Raw genomic sequence first — 17,283 nt, 5'->3', positions numbered from 1 at the left:
CTCTAAGTCCTTCATTTTGAATATATAATTGTTTCGCTGCGGTTCTAACTGCGGCAAGTGTAAGAATAAAAGCACATTTTACACAGGGGCGTCTCCACTGGCCTCGCCAAATTGCAAATTCAGAGGAAAATATGTATACGCACCACCCATGCGGGAATCAAGGTTGCACCGTTGTTGTAATCGGATGCCGGCATGGATGCAGAATTAAAATGATTGGATTGTAAGGATAAAGTCCGGCCAGCCTGGCTTCGAGTCAGGCTGGCCGGTTGATGAAGTTGATAACGCTTGCCGTTTTCGCCAGACCCCATGCTTTGCTGCAAGCGACGGAAGGCTAAAACCAGCCTGGTTACATTGCAACTTCGCGAAGTTGTAAATCGAAGTTGTAATACTTGTAGTACGTAAGCCTGGTCAGGATTTGGCTTTCAACGACGCTGCTCACCGCCTGCATTTCTCTGCCTCCCCTACGGGCCGCATGGAAGAGTTGCAGGTGATGCGGGCACTCGGCATGTCGATCGACCTCTCAGCGCCCAGTTGCGGCCGCAACGCTGGCTCACCGCCCGCGTCGCTGCGCCGCACAGGATGGGCATACCCACCGCAATCGTCTTAATTCTCGCGTATATCCCTGTACCTCGCCGTTTCGCTTCAGGGCGAACGGCATAGAGATGGCCTACGGGTCGCGGAGTTAATAAAAATGAAACGCATGTTGTTTAATGCTACGCAGCAAGAAGAGCTGCGCGTAGCGATTGTCGACGGTCAGAAACTGATCGATATCGACATCGAAACCGCCGGACGCGAACAGCGCAAGTCCAACATCTACAAAGGCGTGATCACCCGCATCGAGCCATCGCTGGAAGCGTGCTTCGTCAGTTACGGCGAAGATCGCCACGGTTTCCTCCCTTTCAAAGAAGTAGCCCGCACTTATTTCCGTGAAGGCGTCGACGTCCGTACCGCCTCCGTCAAGGAAGCGCTGCGCGAAGGCCAGGAAATCATGGTCCAGGTCGAAAAGGAAGAGCGCGGCAACAAGGGCGCCGCCCTGACCTCCTTCGTCTCGCTGGCCGGCCGCTATCTGGTCTTGATGCCGAACAATCCGCGCGGTGGTGGTGTTTCCCGCCGTGTCGAAGGTGAAGAGCGCCAGGAATTGCGCGAAACCATGGACAAGCTGGACCTGCCGCCAGGCATGTCGGTCATCGCCCGCACCGCCGGCATCGGCCGCAATGTCGACGAGCTGCAGTGGGACTTGAACTACCTGATGCAACTGTGGCGCGCGATCGAAGGCGCCGGCAAGTCGGCCTCCGGCGCGTTCCTGATCTACCAGGAATCGTCGCTGGTGATCCGCGCCATCCGCGACTACTTCCAGCCAGATATCGGCGAGATCCTGATCGATACCGACGATATCTACGAACAAGCGCACCAGTTCATGAGCCACGTGATGCCCGACATGGTGCACCGTGTAAAACGCTACAGCGACGACGTGCCGCTGTTCTCGCGTTTCCAGATCGAACACCAGATTGAAACGGCGTACTCGCGCACCGTGCCGCTGCCATCGGGCGGCGCCATCGTCATCGACCACACCGAAGCGTTGGTTTCGGTCGACGTCAACTCGGCCCGCGCCACGCGCGGCTCGGACATCGAAACCACCGCCTTCAACACCAACTGCGAAGCGGCCGAAGAAGTGGCCCGCCAGCTGCGCCTGCGCGACCTGGGCGGCCTGATCGTCATCGACTTCATCGACATGGAAGTGGCCAAGAACCAGCGCGAAGTCGAACAACGCCTGAAGGACGCGCTGCACCACGACCGCGCCCGCGTTCAGATGGGCAAGATTTCCCGCTTCGGCCTGATGGAACTGTCGCGTCAGCGCCTGCGTCCGTCGCTGTCGGAAGGCTCGCACGTGACGTGCCCGCGCTGCTCCGGCACCGGCCACATCCGCGACACCGAATCGTCGGCCCTGCAAGTCCTGCGCATCATCCAGGAAGAGGCGATGAAGGAAAACTCGGCCACCATCCACGTGCAGGTGCCCGTGGACGTCGCGGCCTTCCTGCTCAACGAAAAACGCGGCGAAGTGCTGAAGATCGAAAACCGCCACCGCATCGCCGTGATCCTGATCCCGAACAAGCATCTGGACACGCCGCACTACAAGCTCGAGCGCATCAAGCACGACGATCCGCGTCTGGAAGACAGCCAGGCCAGCTATACCCTGGCCGAGACCGCCGAAACAGACATGGCCTACAGCAAGCGCCAGAAGGAAGAAGCCAAGCCGCGCCAGGAAGCCATGGTCAAGACCATCACCCCTGACCAGCCGGCCCCGCTGGTCGAGCGCAAGCCGGCCGAAACCGTCATCACGCCGGCTCCCGCCCCCGTGCCGGCGCCGGCCGAGCAAGGCTTCTTCGCCAAGCTGTTCAGCTTCCTGAGCCCGAAACCGGCCCCGGTCGCCCAGCCGCAGCAGCCGACCATCGTTGTCAAGGCGCCGTCGCCGGACCGTGGCGACCGCAACGCCCGTGGCCCGCGCGGCCGCAGCCGTAACGGCAAAGGCGCCCGTGGCGAGCGCGAAGAGCGCGAACCAGGCGCGGCCCGTCCGGCAGCGGACGACGCCAAGCCGGTCGACGCCACCGGCCGCCCAGCCCGCCCACCACGTCCGCCGCGCGAACCGCGCGAGCCGCGTGAAAACGCCGGCGCCGGCATCGCTGCCGACGGCCAGGCGCCGCGCGAGCGCGCCGAACGTCCAGAGCGTCCAGAGCGCGCCGAGCGTCCTGAGCGTGCCGAGCGCACCCCGCGTCCACCACGCGAACCGCGCGCCGACAAGGCCCCGGTCGAAGCCAAAGTGGAAGAGCTGGCATTGAATGCGGGTCTGGCATCGACCGGTCCGCTGACCGGTGCCGACGCCGCCACCAGCATCCTGAAGACAGCGCCGAACGCCGGTCCCGAGGGCGATGAGAACGACGTGACGGCCGACGGCGAAGAGCCGCGCCGCCGCCGCCGCCGTGGCGGTCGTAACCGCAATCGCCGCGACCGCGAAGGTGGCGAAGGCGTCGAAGGTGTCGACGGCCAGGAAACCGAAGCGGCCGGCGAGCACGGCGAGCACAAAGCGCCGGGCTTGAGCGTCGCTCCGGAAGCCGAGATGACTGTCGTGGAAAGCGCCATCGACGTCCCGCTGGCGCCGGTGGAGGCATCCTTCACCACCGAGCATGTGGTTGCTCAAGTCGAAGCGGCCGAGCCGGCGCCGGTGGTTGAGGCGGTTGCTGCTCCAGCGCCAACCCCTGCCCCTGCCCCGGCTCCAGTGATCGAATCGGCACCAGTTGCCGAGCCGATCGCCGCCTCGCTCGACGGCACCGTGGTGATGCAAGCCCAAGCGCCTGCCGAAGCGGCAACGCCGGTTCAAACCGAGGACGCCTTCGCAGCCCCGGCCGCCGAGCCAACGCCAGCCCCGGCAGTTGCCGAAGCTGCCGCGCCAGTGGCAGCCGAGGTCGCGCCAGTTGAAGCGCCAGCGGCAGCCAAGGTCGACGCCGCCGTGTCCGCGCCGGTCGAAGCGCCCGTGGTTGCGGAAGCAGTCCCTGCAGCTCCTGCGCCAGCTCCGGCACCGGCACCTGTGGCAGCACCGGCGCCAACGCCAGCCCCAGCGCCCGCCCCTGTGGCAGCCCCGGCCGCTCCAGCAGCGCCAATCGACCTGCAAGCAGTGCTCGGCTCTGCCGGCCTGACGCTGGCAGCCACCGATCCGGCCAAGCTGCGCGCGGCGCAGGAAGCCGCCGCCAAGGTAGCGGCCCCGGTACGCGTTCCACGCGAACGCAAGCCACTGCCACCGCAAGCCGACGAACCGCTGGTTCAAGTCGACACCCGCCGCTGATCCGTTAGCCCGATCAGGTAGCGAACAAAAAAGGGAAGCCGCGCGCTTCCCTTTTTTCATCCGGGGTCAGGTCCACCATTTCTACACGAACCCGGCTGTAGAGGCGGAATAAGCGCCAGCCAGCCGCCGATACAGCCCAGCCCGTGTAGCATTGGTGGACCTGACCCCGGAGTTGTTTGATATCACCGCTCAACCCGGGCGGCGCCGTCGTGCTATCGTAGCTCCTTCGGCGGTCAGCAAATTTCCTTAACAGCAATATTGTAGAGTCATGGCAGAAAAAATCATCATGATGGCCGAGCAGCGCCGCAGCGCGCCCGCCATCCCCGCGATCCTGGAAGCGCCGACCGGCCTGCTGAGCGATCAGTTGGCCCGGCCGCTGCACGACTTGCGCATCTCCGTGACCGACCGTTGTAACTTCCGCTGCGTCTATTGCATGCCGAAGGCGGTGTTCGACAACGATTACCAGTACCTGCCGCACACGTCCCTGCTGTCGTTCGAGGAGATCACGCGGCTGGCCAAAACCTTCATCGCCCACGGCGTCGAGAAAATCCGCCTGACCGGTGGCGAGCCGCTGCTGCGCAAGAACCTCGAGCGCCTGATCGGCATGCTCGCCGAACTCAAAACCATCCACGGCAAGCCACTCGACCTGACCTTGACCACCAACGCCTCGCTGTTGGCGCGCAAGGCGCAGTCGCTCAAGGACGCCGGCCTGCAGCGCGTGACCGTGTCGCTCGACGCGCTCGACAACGCCACCTTCCAGCGCATGAACGATGTCGACTTCTCGGTCGACGATGTGCTCAAGGGCATAGACATGGCGCACCAGGTGGGCCTGGGCCCGATCAAGATCAACATGGTGGTCAAGGGCGGTATGAACGACGACCAGATCCTGCCGATGGCGCGCCACTTCAGGAATACGCCGTTCATCCTGCGCTTCATCGAATACATGGACGTCGGCGCCTCCAACGGCTGGAAAATGGACGAGGTGATCCCGTCGGCCGAAGTGGTGCGCCGCATCCAGGCCGAAATGGCGCTCGAACCGGTCGCCGCCAACTATGCGGGCGAAACGGCCGCGCGCTGGCGCTATGTGGGCAACGACGGCCACGGCGTCGGCGAGATCGGCCTGATCTCCAGCGTCACGCAAGCGTTCTGCGCGGACTGTTCGCGCGCGCGCCTGTCGACCGAGGGCAAGCTCTATACCTGCCTGTTCGCCACCAGCGGCCACGATCTGCGCGCGCTGCTGCGCGAGGGCCGCAGCGACGAGGAAATCAGCACCGTGCTGGCGCACCTGTGGCGCGCCCGCGGCGACCGCTATTCCGAACTACGCACCAACAACACCGACGGCCTGCCGCGCAGCGCCAACAAGGTCGAAATGTCTTACATCGGAGGGTAGTGTCTGTGAAGAGCAAGATCACCGGGCTGATACTCGCGGGAGGACGCGGCACCCGCATGGGCCGCGTGGACAAGGGCTTGCAACCGTTCCGTGGCACGACCATGATCGCCCACGTGCTGCAACGCCTGGCGCCGCAGGTCGACACCGTCGCCATCAACGCCAACCGCAATCTGCCGCAATACCAGGCCGCCGCCGGCGCCGATACGGTCGTCATGCCCGATCGGATGAGCGGCTTCGAAGGCCCGCTGGCCGGCCTGCAGGCGGGTCTGCATTACTGCGCCACCGAACTGCTCTTGACGGCGCCGTGCGACTCGCCCTTCCTGCCGGACGACCTGGCCGCGCGCCTGTACGCCGCGCTGGAAACGGAGGACGCCGACCTGGCCGTCGCGGTAACCATGGAAACGGACGAACAGGATGGCGGCGCCCCGTATCGCCAGCCGCATCCCGTATTCAGCCTGCTCAAGGCCAGCCTGCTGCCGCAGCTGGAGGCCTACCTCGACACCGGCGCGCGCCGCGTGGAAGGCTGGCACAAGTCGCTGCGCGTGGCCGAGGTGATGTTCGACGACGCCTCCGCCTTCCGTAACATCAATACACTGGAAGAGTTGAAGCGGCATGAGCCCGAACCAGCGCCCACCGCCCCCGCCGCATCCCCGGCGGGCGTGGCGGGCGACCCCGACGCCCTGCCCGTCGACGAGGCGCGGCGCCGGATCGCGCAGCGCATAACGGCGGTCGCCGCGAGCGAAAAAGTCGCCTTGTGCTCCGCGCTGGACCGCGTGCTCGCCGAAGACATCATCTCGCCGATCAACGTGCCCGCCTACGACAATTCGGCGATGGACGGCTACGCGCTGCGCGGCGCCGACCTGCCGCTCGACGCCGGCGCCGGCCCTGTCACCTTGAAGGTCATCGGCGCGGCCTACGCCGGCCGCCCGTTCGACCAAACGGCGGCGCCCGGCGAATGCGTCCGCATCATGACCGGCGCGGCGATGCCGCCCGGTTGCGACAGCGTGCTGCCGCAGGAACTGGCGGCGGCGATCGGCGAATCGAGCGTCACCATCGCGCACGGCACGATCCGCGCCGGCGCCAATCGCCGCTTCGCCGGCGAGGATTTGAACGCCGGCGGCGTCGCGCTGGCGCAGGAAAAAATCCTGCGTCCGGCAGACCTGGGTCTGGTGGCGTCGCTCGGCATCGCCGAAGTGACGGTGCGGCGCCGCCTGCGCGTGGCGTTCTTCTCCACCGGCGACGAACTGCGCTCGCTGGGCGACGCGCTCGATACCGGCTGCGTCTACGACAGCAACCGCTACACCTTGTTCGGCATGCTCGCGCGCCTGGGCTGCGAGGTGGTCGACCTTGGCATCGTGCGCGACGATCCGGCGGCGCTGCAAACGGCGCTGCGGTCGGCGTGCCGGGATGCGGACGCCATCATCACCTCGGGCGGCGTGTCCGAGGGCGCGGCCGACTACACGCGCGACATCATGGCGCTGCTCGGCGACGTCGCCTTCTGGAAGCTGGCGATGCGGCCTGGCCGCCCGCTGGCCTTCGGCGAGGTGCGGACCGGCGATGGTGCCGCCTGGCTGTTCGGATTGCCGGGCAATCCGGTGGCGGTGATGGTGTCGTTTTATATGTTCGCGCGGCCGGCGTTGCTGCGCATGATGGGCGTGGACGAGGCGCGGGCGATGCCGCAAACGATGCGGGCGCGGGCCACGGAGGCGATCCGCAAGCGTCCCGGCCGCACCGAATACCAGCGCGGTATCGTCACCACCGGCGCCGATGGCGGCGCGCAGGTGCGGCTCACGGGAGCGCAAGGTTCGGGCATCCTCAGTTCGATGACGGAGGCGAATTGCATCGTCGTGTTGCGGCACGAGCAGGCCAATGTCGCAGTCGGTGACACGGTCGATGTCATCCTGTTCGATGGCTTGATTTAGCGACGGACTACTCGTCCTGCCTTAACCGCAACAACGCCTCGGCCGAATTGGCGAACAACGCAGCGTCCTTCTCGATGCGGCGGAACGCCCGCCCCAAACTGGCGCGCATGAAGGTGCTGTGCGCATAGCGCGTCACCTTGCTGTAATAGCGCTCCGCCAGCTGGTTGACCGCCTCCACATACTGGTCCATCAAGTCCGGCGCGATTGAGAAATTGTCGTAGTTGATCACCGCCGGCACCTTGCGCCCCAACGGCGCCAGGCGCTCCGACACCAACTCGCAAATGCGCTCGATGGTCGCCGCGTCGCCCACCTCGAAACCTTCGAAGTTCACAAAGAACAGCTGCTGCTGCGCGTCGTACACCAGCCGCTGCTCCAGCGGCCGCGCGAGGAAATCGACCCGCCAATTCATCGGCAGCGGCCCGAAAATACGCGCGTCCATCAACTTGAGCTCCGCGCCGATCGAAGGCTTGAAATCCATCTGCGCCAGAATGTCTCGCTCCAGATCGACGCCGGGCGCGATCTCGATCAACTCCAGTCCAGACATGCCGCCGTCGATCACCAGTTTGAACACGCAACGCTCGGTGACGAACAAGGCTTCCTGCCCGCGCCGCGCGGCATACTCGCCGCTGTAGGTGCGATGCTCGACTTCCTCGACGAATTTGCGCGTGCGCCCCTTGTCGGCGGTGAAGGTGCCGACAAACACCACCTTGCGCGCGTTCTGGCTGATGTTGATGAAGCCTCCGGCGCCGGCCAGCTTGCTGCCGAATTTGCTCACGTTCAGGTTGCCGTGCCGGTCGGCCTGCGCCAGGCCGAGGATGGCCACATCGAGTCCGCCGCCATCGTAGAAATCGAACTGGTAGGGCTGGTCGATGATGGCGTCCGCGTTGGTGGCAGCGCCGAAGTTCAAGCCGCCGGCGGGCAGGCCGCCGATCACGCCCGGTTCGGCCGTCAGGGTGACCAGGTCGAGCAGCTTCTCCTCCGCCGCGACATTGGCCACGCCCTCGGGCATGCCGATGCCGAGATTGACGACGTTGTTCGGCCGCAGTTCCATCAGGGCGCGGCGCGCGATGATCTTGCGCTCAGACAGCGGCATCGGCGCCATCGCCGACAAGGCCACGCGCAGCTCGCCGGCGAAAGCCGGGTTGTAGGGCTCGGCGAAGGTCTGCATGTGGTACTCGGGCTTTTCGGCCACCACCACGCAGTCGACCAGGATGCCGGGGATCTTGACCTGGCGCGGATTGAGCGTGCCACGCTCGGCGATCCGCTCGACCTGCACGATGACGATGCCGCCCGAGTTGTGCGCCGCCATCGCGATGGCCAGCGCCTCCAGGGTCAGCGCCTCGCGCTCCATGGTGACGTTGCCGTTGGCGTCGGCCGTCGTGCCGCGGATGATCCCCACGTGCACCGGCTGCGCCTTGTAGAACAGGTATTCGTTGCCGCCCATGGTCGCCACTTCCACCAGCTCCTCGGTGGTGCGGTCGTTGATCTTGCCGCCGCCATGGCGCGGATCGACAAACGTCCCGAGGCCGACGTGCGTGAGCAATCCCGGCTTGCCGGCGGCGGTGTCGCGAAACAGCTGGCTGATGACGCCTTGCGGGAGGTTGTACGCTTCGATCTTGCCGCCGATGGCCAGCTGCTGCAGCTTGGGCACCAGGCTCCAGTGGCCGCCGACGACCCGTTTGAGCATCCCCTCGTGCGCCAGGTGATTGAGGCCGCGATCCTTGCCGTCGCCCTGCCCGGCCGCGTAGACCAGGGTCAGGTCGCGCGGATGGCCGCCGCCGTCGGAGGCCGGCGCCAGAAAGCGCCGCTCCAGCGCCACCGCGATATTCTCGGCGAAACCGACACCGACAAAGCCGCCGGTGGCGATGGTGTCGCCGTCGCGTATCAGGCTGACCGCGTCGGCCGCGCTGACGATCTTGTTGCGCTGGACGGCCGGCATGCCGACGGTGGAAAAATCAAGGCTACGCCCTGGCATGATCGGCTCCGTTTTTAATCCCGCTTTTTAGTCGGTCTCAAGATCTGTTTTATCCAGTTCAGGCCCCAGCAGCAACTGCGCCGCCTCGCTCGGCAGAGCCTCCACCGTCTTGAGCTTGCGCGCCATCTGGCGGCTGCGGGTCTCCGCCGATTCGATGTTCTTGGCGGCGCGCTCCAAGGTCAGCTTGGTCGCGGCCAGCACGTCGCCGAACTTGGCGAACTCCGTCTTGACGGCGCCGAGCACCTGCCACACTTCCGACGAGCGCTTCTCCAGCGCCAGCGTGCGGAAACCCATCTGCAGGCTGTTGAGCAGCGCCGACAAGGTCGACGGCCCGGCGATGCTGATGCGGTGCAGCCGCTGCAATTCATCGGCCAGGCCGGGACGGCGCATCACTTCCGCGTACAGCCCCTCGGTCGGCAGGAACAGGATGGCGAAATCGGTGGTGTGCGGCGGCGACACGTATTTTTCCGAGATCGTCCTGGCCTCGCCGCGCACCGCCCGTTCCAGCTCGCGCCCGGCCAGCGCCACGCCCTCGGCGTCGGCGCGGTCGGCGGCTTCCAGCAAGCGCTCGTACTGCTCCTTGGGGAACTTGGCGTCGATCGGCATCCACACCGGCGCCCCACCCTCCACCTGGCCCGGCAGCTTGAGCGCGAATTCGACGCGCGCGCCGCTGCCGGCGATGGTCTCGACGTTCTTCCCATACTGCTCCGGCGTCAGTACCTGCTCAAGCAGCATCTCCAGCTGCACCTCACCCCAGGTGCCACGGGTTTTGACGTTGGTCAGCACCCGCTTCAAATCGCCGACGCCCAGCGCCAGCTGCTGCATCTCGCCCAGGCCCTGGTGCACGCGTTCGAGCCGCTCGGACACCTGCTGGAACGAGGCGGTCAAGCGCGTCTCCAGGGTCGCGTGCAGCTTCTCGTCGACGGTCTTGCGCATCTCCTCGAGCCGCGCGCCGTTGTCCGCCTGCAGATCCCTGATCTTGGCCTCCAGCGTCGCGCGCACCTCCTGCATGCGCGCGGCGTTCGACTCGGTCAGGCGGGCCAGCGCCTGGTTCATGCTGTCGGCGAACTGCTTCAGGCCCCGGCTCTGCTCTTCGCGTCCGACCAGTCCTTGCGCCTGCAATTGACGGCGCATGTCCTCGAACTGCTGAACGGTGGCGGCGTGCGTGGTTTGCGCCGTCGTTTGCAGCTGCATGCGCACCTCGCGCTCGACGCGTTCGATGCGTTCGGCCAGGCCGGCGTCGGCCCCGGCGCCGCCGGCGCGCCCGCGCAACAGCACCACCACCTGCATCACCAAAACCATGGCCAGCGCCGCCAGCAGGACAAAAAATTCGGTCTGGGTCATCGTATCAATCCGGCTTGTTGCGCATCCAGTCGGCGGTCTGGTAGAACGACTCCATCAGCCGCACCCGCAGCGCCTCGTCGATGCCGACGTCCTCCATCGCCCACGCCATCGCGCGCAGCCACTGGTCGCGCTCCCTGGTGCCGATGGCGAACGGCATATGCCGCATCCGCAGGCGCGGATGGCCGTGCGCTTCGATGTACAGGTCCGGCCCGCCCATCCAGCCGCTCAGAAACATGAACAGGCGCTCGCGCGCGTTGTCCAGGGTCGGCGGATGGGCCGCGCGCAGCAGCGCGAACTCGGGCTCGAGTTCCATCAGGTCATAAAAACGGTCGACCATCTCGCGCACGCGCGATTCGCCGCCGATCACTTCATAAAGGGTTTGTGGTTCGGTCATAGCCGTCATGATAGCGCACAGCGCGCCGTGCGCGCGAGGCACCGACACAATCGTCACACCGCCCTACACCAGCGCCAGCCGGTTCAGGCGCCGCGTCGACGACCAGCTCTCCAGATCGACCTGCGGGCGGATGTCCTCGCACGCCTGGACGATGCGCGCCAGCTGCGAACGGTCCAGCCCCGAATTGAGGGTCAGCCGCACCAGCGAGCGGTTCTTGGCCGTGGCCGGCGCGCAGAACATGGCGCCGTAGATGCCGTGCGTCTCGAGCAGCTTGCGCAGCGCCAGCGTCTTCGGCTCCGGCCCCGGTTCCAGCGCGATGATCTGCTCGCTGCCCTCACTGACGTTGTAGCCGAGCGCGCTCAAATCCTCGCGCAATTCCAGCGAGCTCGCGTGCAGGGAGGCGCGGCGGTCGTCGGCGGCGGCGACAAAGTCGATGGCGGCGTCGAACCACGCCAGTTCATGGCCCAGCAGACAGGAGCTGAAAATGGCCGGTCGCGACTCCGACAGGAAGTACCCTTTGAACTTGCTCGAACAGGTGATGAAGCCGGCCCGCCCGGCGAAGGCCTTCGCCAGCGACGCCGTGCGGAAATGGACGCGCTCGCTTAGTCCTTGCGCCGCCACCAGCCCGGCGCCGCGCGGCCCGTGCGTGCCCAGCGAATGCGATTCGTCGACGATCAGCAGGCAGCCGTACTCCTCCGCGATGGCCACCAGCGCCCGCAGCGGCGCCAGGCTGCCATTGGTGCTGTAGAGCGCGTCGACGGCGATCAGCCCGCGTCCATGGCGCGCCAGTTGCTTGCGCAGATGCTGCATGTCATTGTGCAGGAACGACACCGGCGTCGCCCCGGCCGACTGCACGCCCTCCCACAGCGACGCGTGGGCCTGCATGTCCAGGTACACCGGGATGCCGGGCGCGGCCAGCGTTTGCACCAGGCCGACATTGGCGGCCCAGCCCGATTGGGCCAGGATGCCGTCCTGCGCCCCCATCAGCGCGGCGAACTTGCGCTCGAGCCGATGCTGGGCGCTGCCCTCCTGCAAATACACGGCCGACATCAGCATGTCGCCCCCGCTGTCGCGCAGCGCCGCGATCTGCGCCCCCACCAGCGCCGGCTCGCCGCCCAGGCACAAGTAATCGTTGCCGGCCAAGAACACGGCGCCGCGCGGCGTCGGCTGCCACGCGTGCGGATGCTCGCCGCCCAGCAACTGCGCGATGCGGATGACGTAATGCTCGTCCATGCGGGCATTGACGTAATCCGGCATCGCCTGCTCGGCGGAGATGGACAGGCCATGGGACAGCGCGGTGGCGTTGCCACGGATGCAGGTATCAGCAATCGCTTTGGACATTTTATTATCTCCTCAAAAATTGAAAGGTTGCTATTTGTGAATCTCATGTCGCACCTTGCAAGAAATAAAGAGAGAGAGATTGATACAAATCAACTTGTGATTTGATATGGCCGAGCCCGGTTCAATTTCAGGCGATGATGCAAGCTTGAACCACGTCACATTGGCCATGAAGCATCCCCTGCAAGCACGCTGGAAACGTTGGCAACACGGAGTGGTCCAGTCGCTGCTGCTTTATCATGGCCGTGAGGACCACGCGACCGTGCGCGTGCTGCTGCTCGCCTGCATCGGCACGGTGGGCATGCCGCTGTACTACGTGATCTGGCAGCATTTTTTCCCGCAACAATATGAAAGCCTGCCGCTGCGCATGGTCGGCATCCTGTTGTGCGCGCTGGGCCTGTTCGCGCGCCAGTTCACCCGCCGCATGCTCGACCTGTACCTGCTGGTCGCGCTGAGCTACATCTTTCCGTTCTTCTTCACGTTCATGTTCGTGATGAACCAGGCCTCGGGCGTCTGGGGCGAGTCGTTGCTGATCGGTCTGGTCGTGCTGTTCCATTTCGATACCGGCTTGGCGCTGCGGGCCTATTTGATCGGCACGGCGCTGGCGTGCGCCGCCGTCGTCGCGCTCGGTGAAACCGCCATCCTGCTCAGCAAGCCGGTGTTGCAGCAGTTGCCGGTGCATTGGTTCACCATTGCCGTGCTGTCGGCGGCCAAGATCAGCCGCAATGTGCTGGCGCAGGAAAAACTCGCCGGCCTGGGGGCGGGGCTGGCCACCGTCGCCCACGAGCTGCGCACGCCGCTGACCAGCGTGGACGCCAACGTGCGCGGCCTGCTCAGGTTGTTCTCGGACATCAACGGCCGGGTGGCCGAGGACCGGCTCGGCACGATCGACGCGCTGGCGCGCATCCAGTTCGAGGTGCGGCACATGAACCACATGATCGACCTGTTCCTGCTCAGCGCCACGGCGGTGCGGCAAAACCTGCGGCCGGTCGAAACGGTGTCGATGGAAACGGTGGTCGAGGCGGTGCTCAAGCGCTATCCGTTCTCCAGCACGGGCCAGCAAAAAATGGTCAGCCTGGAGGTGCGCCACAACTTCCGCTTCTCCGGCCAGGCCGAGCTGTCGGTGGTGATCCTGCTCAATCTGCTGCGCAACGCCCTCAAGGCGGTGCAGCGCGCCGGCAAGGGCCGCGTGCGCATCGTCGTCGACGGCGCCCACGAGCCGCCGCGCCTGCTGTTCATCGATACCGGCTGCGGCATCCCGGCGCCGCAGATGGCGCTGATTTTCCGCCGCTTCTACTCCTACCCGCCGCACAACGGCGCGGGGATAGGCCTCGCGCTGTGCCAGGAAATCATGGAAGCGTGGAACGCCACCATACGCTGCGTGTCGCGCGAGAGCGCGTACGCCATCTTCGTGCTGGAGTTCCCCCAGCAGCTGCCCACTCCAAGGTGAATTCAATGCATCTGCCCGTCTATTCCCATCCCACGCTGACCGTGCTCGTCGACGACAGCGACTCTTTCCTCAAAAGCCTGTCGTTCCAGCTCGATCCCATGCTGGCGAGCAAAACCTTCCACGACACCTCGGTCGCGCTGCAATGGCTGCGCCAAAGCGAAGCGCACGACGGCGTGCTGCTGCAGGTGAACTTCGACATGCAAAACCTCACCGGCGACCAGTGCAACGTCGCGCTCGACCTCGAGCGCATCTACCGCATCGGCGAGCAGCGCCGGCGCTTCGCCACGCCGTCGGTGCTGGTGATCGACTATTCGATGCCGCAAATGAACGGGCTGGAGTTTTGCGAGGCGGTCAGCCACCTGCCGTGCAAGAAGATTTTGTTTACCGGTACGGCCGATGAAAAGATCGCCGTCAGCGCCTTCAACCGCGGCCTGATCGACCGCTACATCAAAAAGAGCGACGACCACGCGCTCGACATCCTGGAAGTGGAGATCGCCGCGCTGCAGCGCAGCTATTTCGACGACAAGTCGGAAACCCTGCGCGAGCTGGTGCTGCTGCATAACTACCATTTCCTCGGCGACCCGGTGCTGGCGGGCCTGGTGCAGCATCTGATGGCGTCGATGGGCTTTGTCGAGCACTACATTTTTCCGAATCCGACCGGTATCCTGTTCCTCGACAAGCACGGCAAGGCCAAGCTGATGATGATCGAGACCGAGCAAGGCATGTACGCGCAGTACGAGATCGCCCGCGACAGCGACGCGCCGCCGTCGTTGCTCGACGCATTATTGGCACGGCGGGTGTTGCCGTTCTTTTCGGATGCGGAGGGGGATGGGATGTACTCGCGCGAAGTTGGCGACAGCTGGCACCGCTACTGCGCGGCGCCGCAGCTGTGCCAGGGGCGCGAGACATATTATTGGGCGCTGTTCGACCTGCCGGCGCATTATTTCGACAAGCTGCCATATGCGTATGCGCAATTTTTGAAGGAGCACGCGGCGCAGGAAAGCGTGGCCGCCTGATTCATTGGCCGCCGACGGCGCATCGATGGCGGATTACGCCTCGCGCAAGGTCTGCAACGGCGGCTGGCGCAACACAGTGCGCAAGCCCAGCCAGCCGCCGGCGATGGCGCACACCGCGCCGGCCACCAGCCCGACCAGCCACACCGACGGACTGAACACCCAGGCGAACTTGAACTGATACGTCGCCAAAGCCCACCCCATCGCAGCCGCGCCCGTCGCCGCCAGAACACCCGACAGCGCGCCCACCAGCGAGAACTCGATCAACTGCGCCTGCGACAACTGCTTGCGCGTCGCCCCCAGCGCCCGCAACAAGCCGGACTCCCGGGTGCGCTCATCCTGCGATCCCATCAGCGCCGCGTACAGCACCAGCAAGCCCGAGGCCAGGGTGAAGATGAACAGGAATTCGATCGCCGTCACCACCTGGTCCAGCACCGACTGCACCTGGCGCAACAAGCCGCCGACATCGACAATCGTCAAATTCGGGAAATCGCGCGTCAACGCGTTCATCACTCCGCCTTGCGGCGGCGGCAGGTGGAACGCCGTGATCCAGCTCTGCGACACTTCCCGCATCGCCGCCGGATTGATAATCACGAAGAAATTGACCCGCATCGAGCCCCACTCCAGCTTGCGCAGGCTGGTGATGGTGACGTCCACCGGCGCCCCGGCTATGTCGAAGCGCAACTTGTCGCCCAGCTTCCAGCGCAGGGTCTTGGCGATGCCCTCCTCCACCGACGCCTCGGCCGAGCCCGGCGTATCGCTAAACCACTTGCCGGCACTGATCTTGTTTTCCGCCTGCATCTGCGCCATCGTCGACAGATTGAACTCGCGGTCGGCCAAGCCGCGCGCGCGGTCTTCGGTATAGGTCTCGGCCGTGATCGGCTGGCCGTTCACCGCCGTCAGGCGGCCGCGTATCATCGGATACTGCGGCGCGTAGCTGACGCCGGCCGCCTCCAGGCGCTTGGCGACCTGCTCGCGCTGTTCCGGCTGGATATTGATAATGAAACGGTTCGGCGCGTCCGGCGGCGTGGCGTTGCGCCAGGCCGACATCAAATCCTCGCGCACCACGGTCAGCACCAGCAACGCCATCATGCCCAGCGCCAAGGACACCACCTGCACGATGGTTGCGCCGGGACGGCGTTGCAGCGAGGTGATGGCGAAGCGCCAGCTCTGATGGTCGATCGCGCCGCGCAGCGGCTTGAGCGCCTTCAACCCCAGCCAGGCCACCAGGCCGAACACGACGAAGGCGCCCAGGAAGCCGGCCGCCGTGTACGCCGCCAATTGCGCGTCGCCCGCCTGCCACAGCAGCAGCAAGCCGAAGCCGCCCATGCCCAGGCCGTAGGTGGCCAGCGCCGCCACCTGCGGCGCGTCCTGCTCGCGGCGGATCACGCGGTTGTGCGGCACCTTGCGCAATTGCAGGATCGGCGGCAGCGCGAACGCGGCCAGCAGAATCATGCCGATGGCCAGGCCTTGCAGCGCCGGATAGATCGTCGGCCCCGGCAAATCGGCCGACACCAGCTTGCCCAGCACTTCCAGCAGCACATAGTGCGCGCCGAAGCCGACCGCCACGCCGATGGCGCTGCCGACCAGGCCGACCATCAGGAATTCATACAAATACATCGACGTCACCTGGTTCTGCGTCAGGCCCAGGCAGCGCAGCATGGCGCAGGCGTCCAGATGGCGCTGCATGAAGCGGCGCGCGGCCATCGCCACCGCCACGGCGGCCAGCATCGCCGACAGCAGGCCCACCAGCGACAGGAAGCGGTCGGCGCGGTCCAGGGTGTTGCGCATTTCCGGACGGCCGTTTTCCAGCGATTCGACCCGCACGCCCTTGATGTTGTCGGCCTTGATCTTGTCGTCGAGCCATTTCTGGAAGGACGCGGCGACGGCCGGGCCGTTGGCCAGCGTGGACGGCGCCGCCAGCAACAAGCGGTAGGTCACGCGCGAGCCGGGCTGGATCAGGTCGGTCGCCTGCAGGTCCTGCAACGCCAGCATCACGCGCGGCGCGAAGGCCAGGAAGTTGGCGCCGCGATCCGGCTCGGAGGCGATCAACTGGGCGATCCTGAAGGTCTTGTCGCCCAGTTTAAGGTTGTCGCCAACCTTGGTGTTCAGGCTGCCCAGCAGGCCGGCGTCGATCCACACGGTGCCCGGTGCCGGAATGCCGGCGGCCGGGGTACCGTAGCTTTGATCGGCCTGGGCCGGATCGGTGGTCAGTTTCAGCTTGCCGCGCAGTGGATAGCCGGGGCCGACCGCCTTGAGCGAGGCCAGCATCGAGGTCGACTGTTCGCCCTCGCCCGCCTGCGCCATGCTGGGGAAGACCACGGTGTCGGTCACGACCAAGCCGCGCCGCAGCGCCTCGGCGCGCCACGCCGGAAACACCGGGTTGTCGGCGCTGATGACGACGTCGGCGCCGAGCAACTGGTGCGCATCACGGTCGAGGCCGCTACGCAGGCGGTCGACGAAGAAACCGGTGGCCGACAACGCCGCCACCGCCACCGTCAGCGCGATCAGCAGGAAGCGCAACTGGCCGGCGCGCCAGTCGCGCGCCGTCATTTTCAGAGCAAGCTTGAACATTACATCTCCATTTTTAACCGGGCCGGCAAGAATACGCAGGGTCAC

At 65.6% G+C, this 17,283-nt stretch carries 10 protein-coding genes; 5 read left to right on the top strand and 5 right to left on the bottom strand.

Going from position 1 to position 17,283, the window contains the following annotated elements; translation table 11 throughout:
• The first annotated feature begins 691 nt into the window (after window positions 1-691).
• From NHH73_08020 to mobA, 3 genes are all read left to right on the top strand, one after another.
• A complete protein-coding gene (locus NHH73_08020; GenBank protein USX28215.1) occupies window positions 692-3,838 on the top strand; it encodes an Rne/Rng family ribonuclease in 3,147 nt (1,048 codons plus the stop codon).
• A gap of 268 nt (window positions 3,839-4,106) precedes the next feature.
• Entirely contained in the window at window positions 4,107-5,228 is a 1,122-nt protein-coding gene (gene moaA / locus NHH73_08015) for a GTP 3',8-cyclase MoaA (GenBank protein ID USX28214.1), read from the top strand.
• Window positions 5,228-7,150, top strand: a complete 1,923-nt coding sequence (gene mobA / locus NHH73_08010) for a molybdenum cofactor guanylyltransferase MobA (protein ID USX28213.1) — start codon at window positions 5,228-5,230, stop codon at window positions 7,148-7,150. Before moaA ends, mobA begins: the two co-directional genes overlap by 1 nt.
• A 7-nt stretch (window positions 7,151-7,157) precedes the next feature.
• Here the strand turns inward: mobA and NHH73_08005 are convergent, their stop codons facing one another.
• The 4 genes from NHH73_08005 to cqsA are packed head-to-tail and all read right to left on the bottom strand — an operon-like array spanning window position 7,158 to window position 12,120.
• Entirely contained in the window at window positions 7,158-9,125 is a 1,968-nt protein-coding gene (locus NHH73_08005; GenBank protein USX28212.1) for an acyl CoA:acetate/3-ketoacid CoA transferase, read from the bottom strand.
• Window positions 9,126-9,152: 27 nt separating this feature from the next.
• Window positions 9,153-10,469, bottom strand: coding sequence for a DNA recombination protein RmuC (gene rmuC, locus NHH73_08000; GenBank protein USX28211.1), 1,317 nt, complete (start codon window positions 10,467-10,469; stop codon window positions 9,153-9,155).
• A gap of 4 nt (window positions 10,470-10,473) precedes the next feature.
• Entirely contained in the window at window positions 10,474-10,872 is a 399-nt protein-coding gene (locus NHH73_07995) for a group II truncated hemoglobin (GenBank protein ID USX28210.1), read from the bottom strand.
• Between the two features lie 54 nt (window positions 10,873-10,926).
• Window positions 10,927-12,120, bottom strand: a complete 1,194-nt coding sequence (gene cqsA / locus NHH73_07990) for a quorum-sensing autoinducer CAI-1 synthase (protein ID USX29583.1) — start codon at window positions 12,118-12,120, stop codon at window positions 10,927-10,929.
• A gap of 229 nt (window positions 12,121-12,349) precedes the next feature.
• On the opposite strand from cqsA, the gene NHH73_07985 reads away from it, so the two are divergent.
• Both NHH73_07985 and NHH73_07980 read left to right on the top strand, forming a co-directional pair.
• A complete protein-coding gene (locus NHH73_07985; GenBank protein USX28209.1) occupies window positions 12,350-13,651 on the top strand; it encodes a HAMP domain-containing histidine kinase in 1,302 nt (433 codons plus the stop codon).
• Between the two features lie 5 nt (window positions 13,652-13,656).
• Window positions 13,657-14,667: a hypothetical protein gene (locus NHH73_07980; protein USX28208.1), complete on the top strand. Its 1,011-nt coding sequence runs from the start codon at window positions 13,657-13,659 to the stop codon at window positions 14,665-14,667.
• A gap of 33 nt (window positions 14,668-14,700) precedes the next feature.
• On the opposite strand, the gene NHH73_07975 is transcribed toward NHH73_07980, so the two are convergent.
• Window positions 14,701-17,238, bottom strand: a complete 2,538-nt coding sequence (locus NHH73_07975; protein ID USX28207.1) for an FtsX-like permease family protein — start codon at window positions 17,236-17,238, stop codon at window positions 14,701-14,703.
• Between the last annotated feature and the right edge of the window lie 45 nt (window positions 17,239-17,283).

The sequence above is a fragment of the Oxalobacteraceae bacterium OTU3CINTB1 genome (assembly GCA_024123955.1).
GTDB lineage: Bacteria > Pseudomonadota > Gammaproteobacteria > Burkholderiales > Burkholderiaceae_D > Rugamonas.
This window is presented reverse-complemented; position numbering and strand designations above follow the sequence as displayed.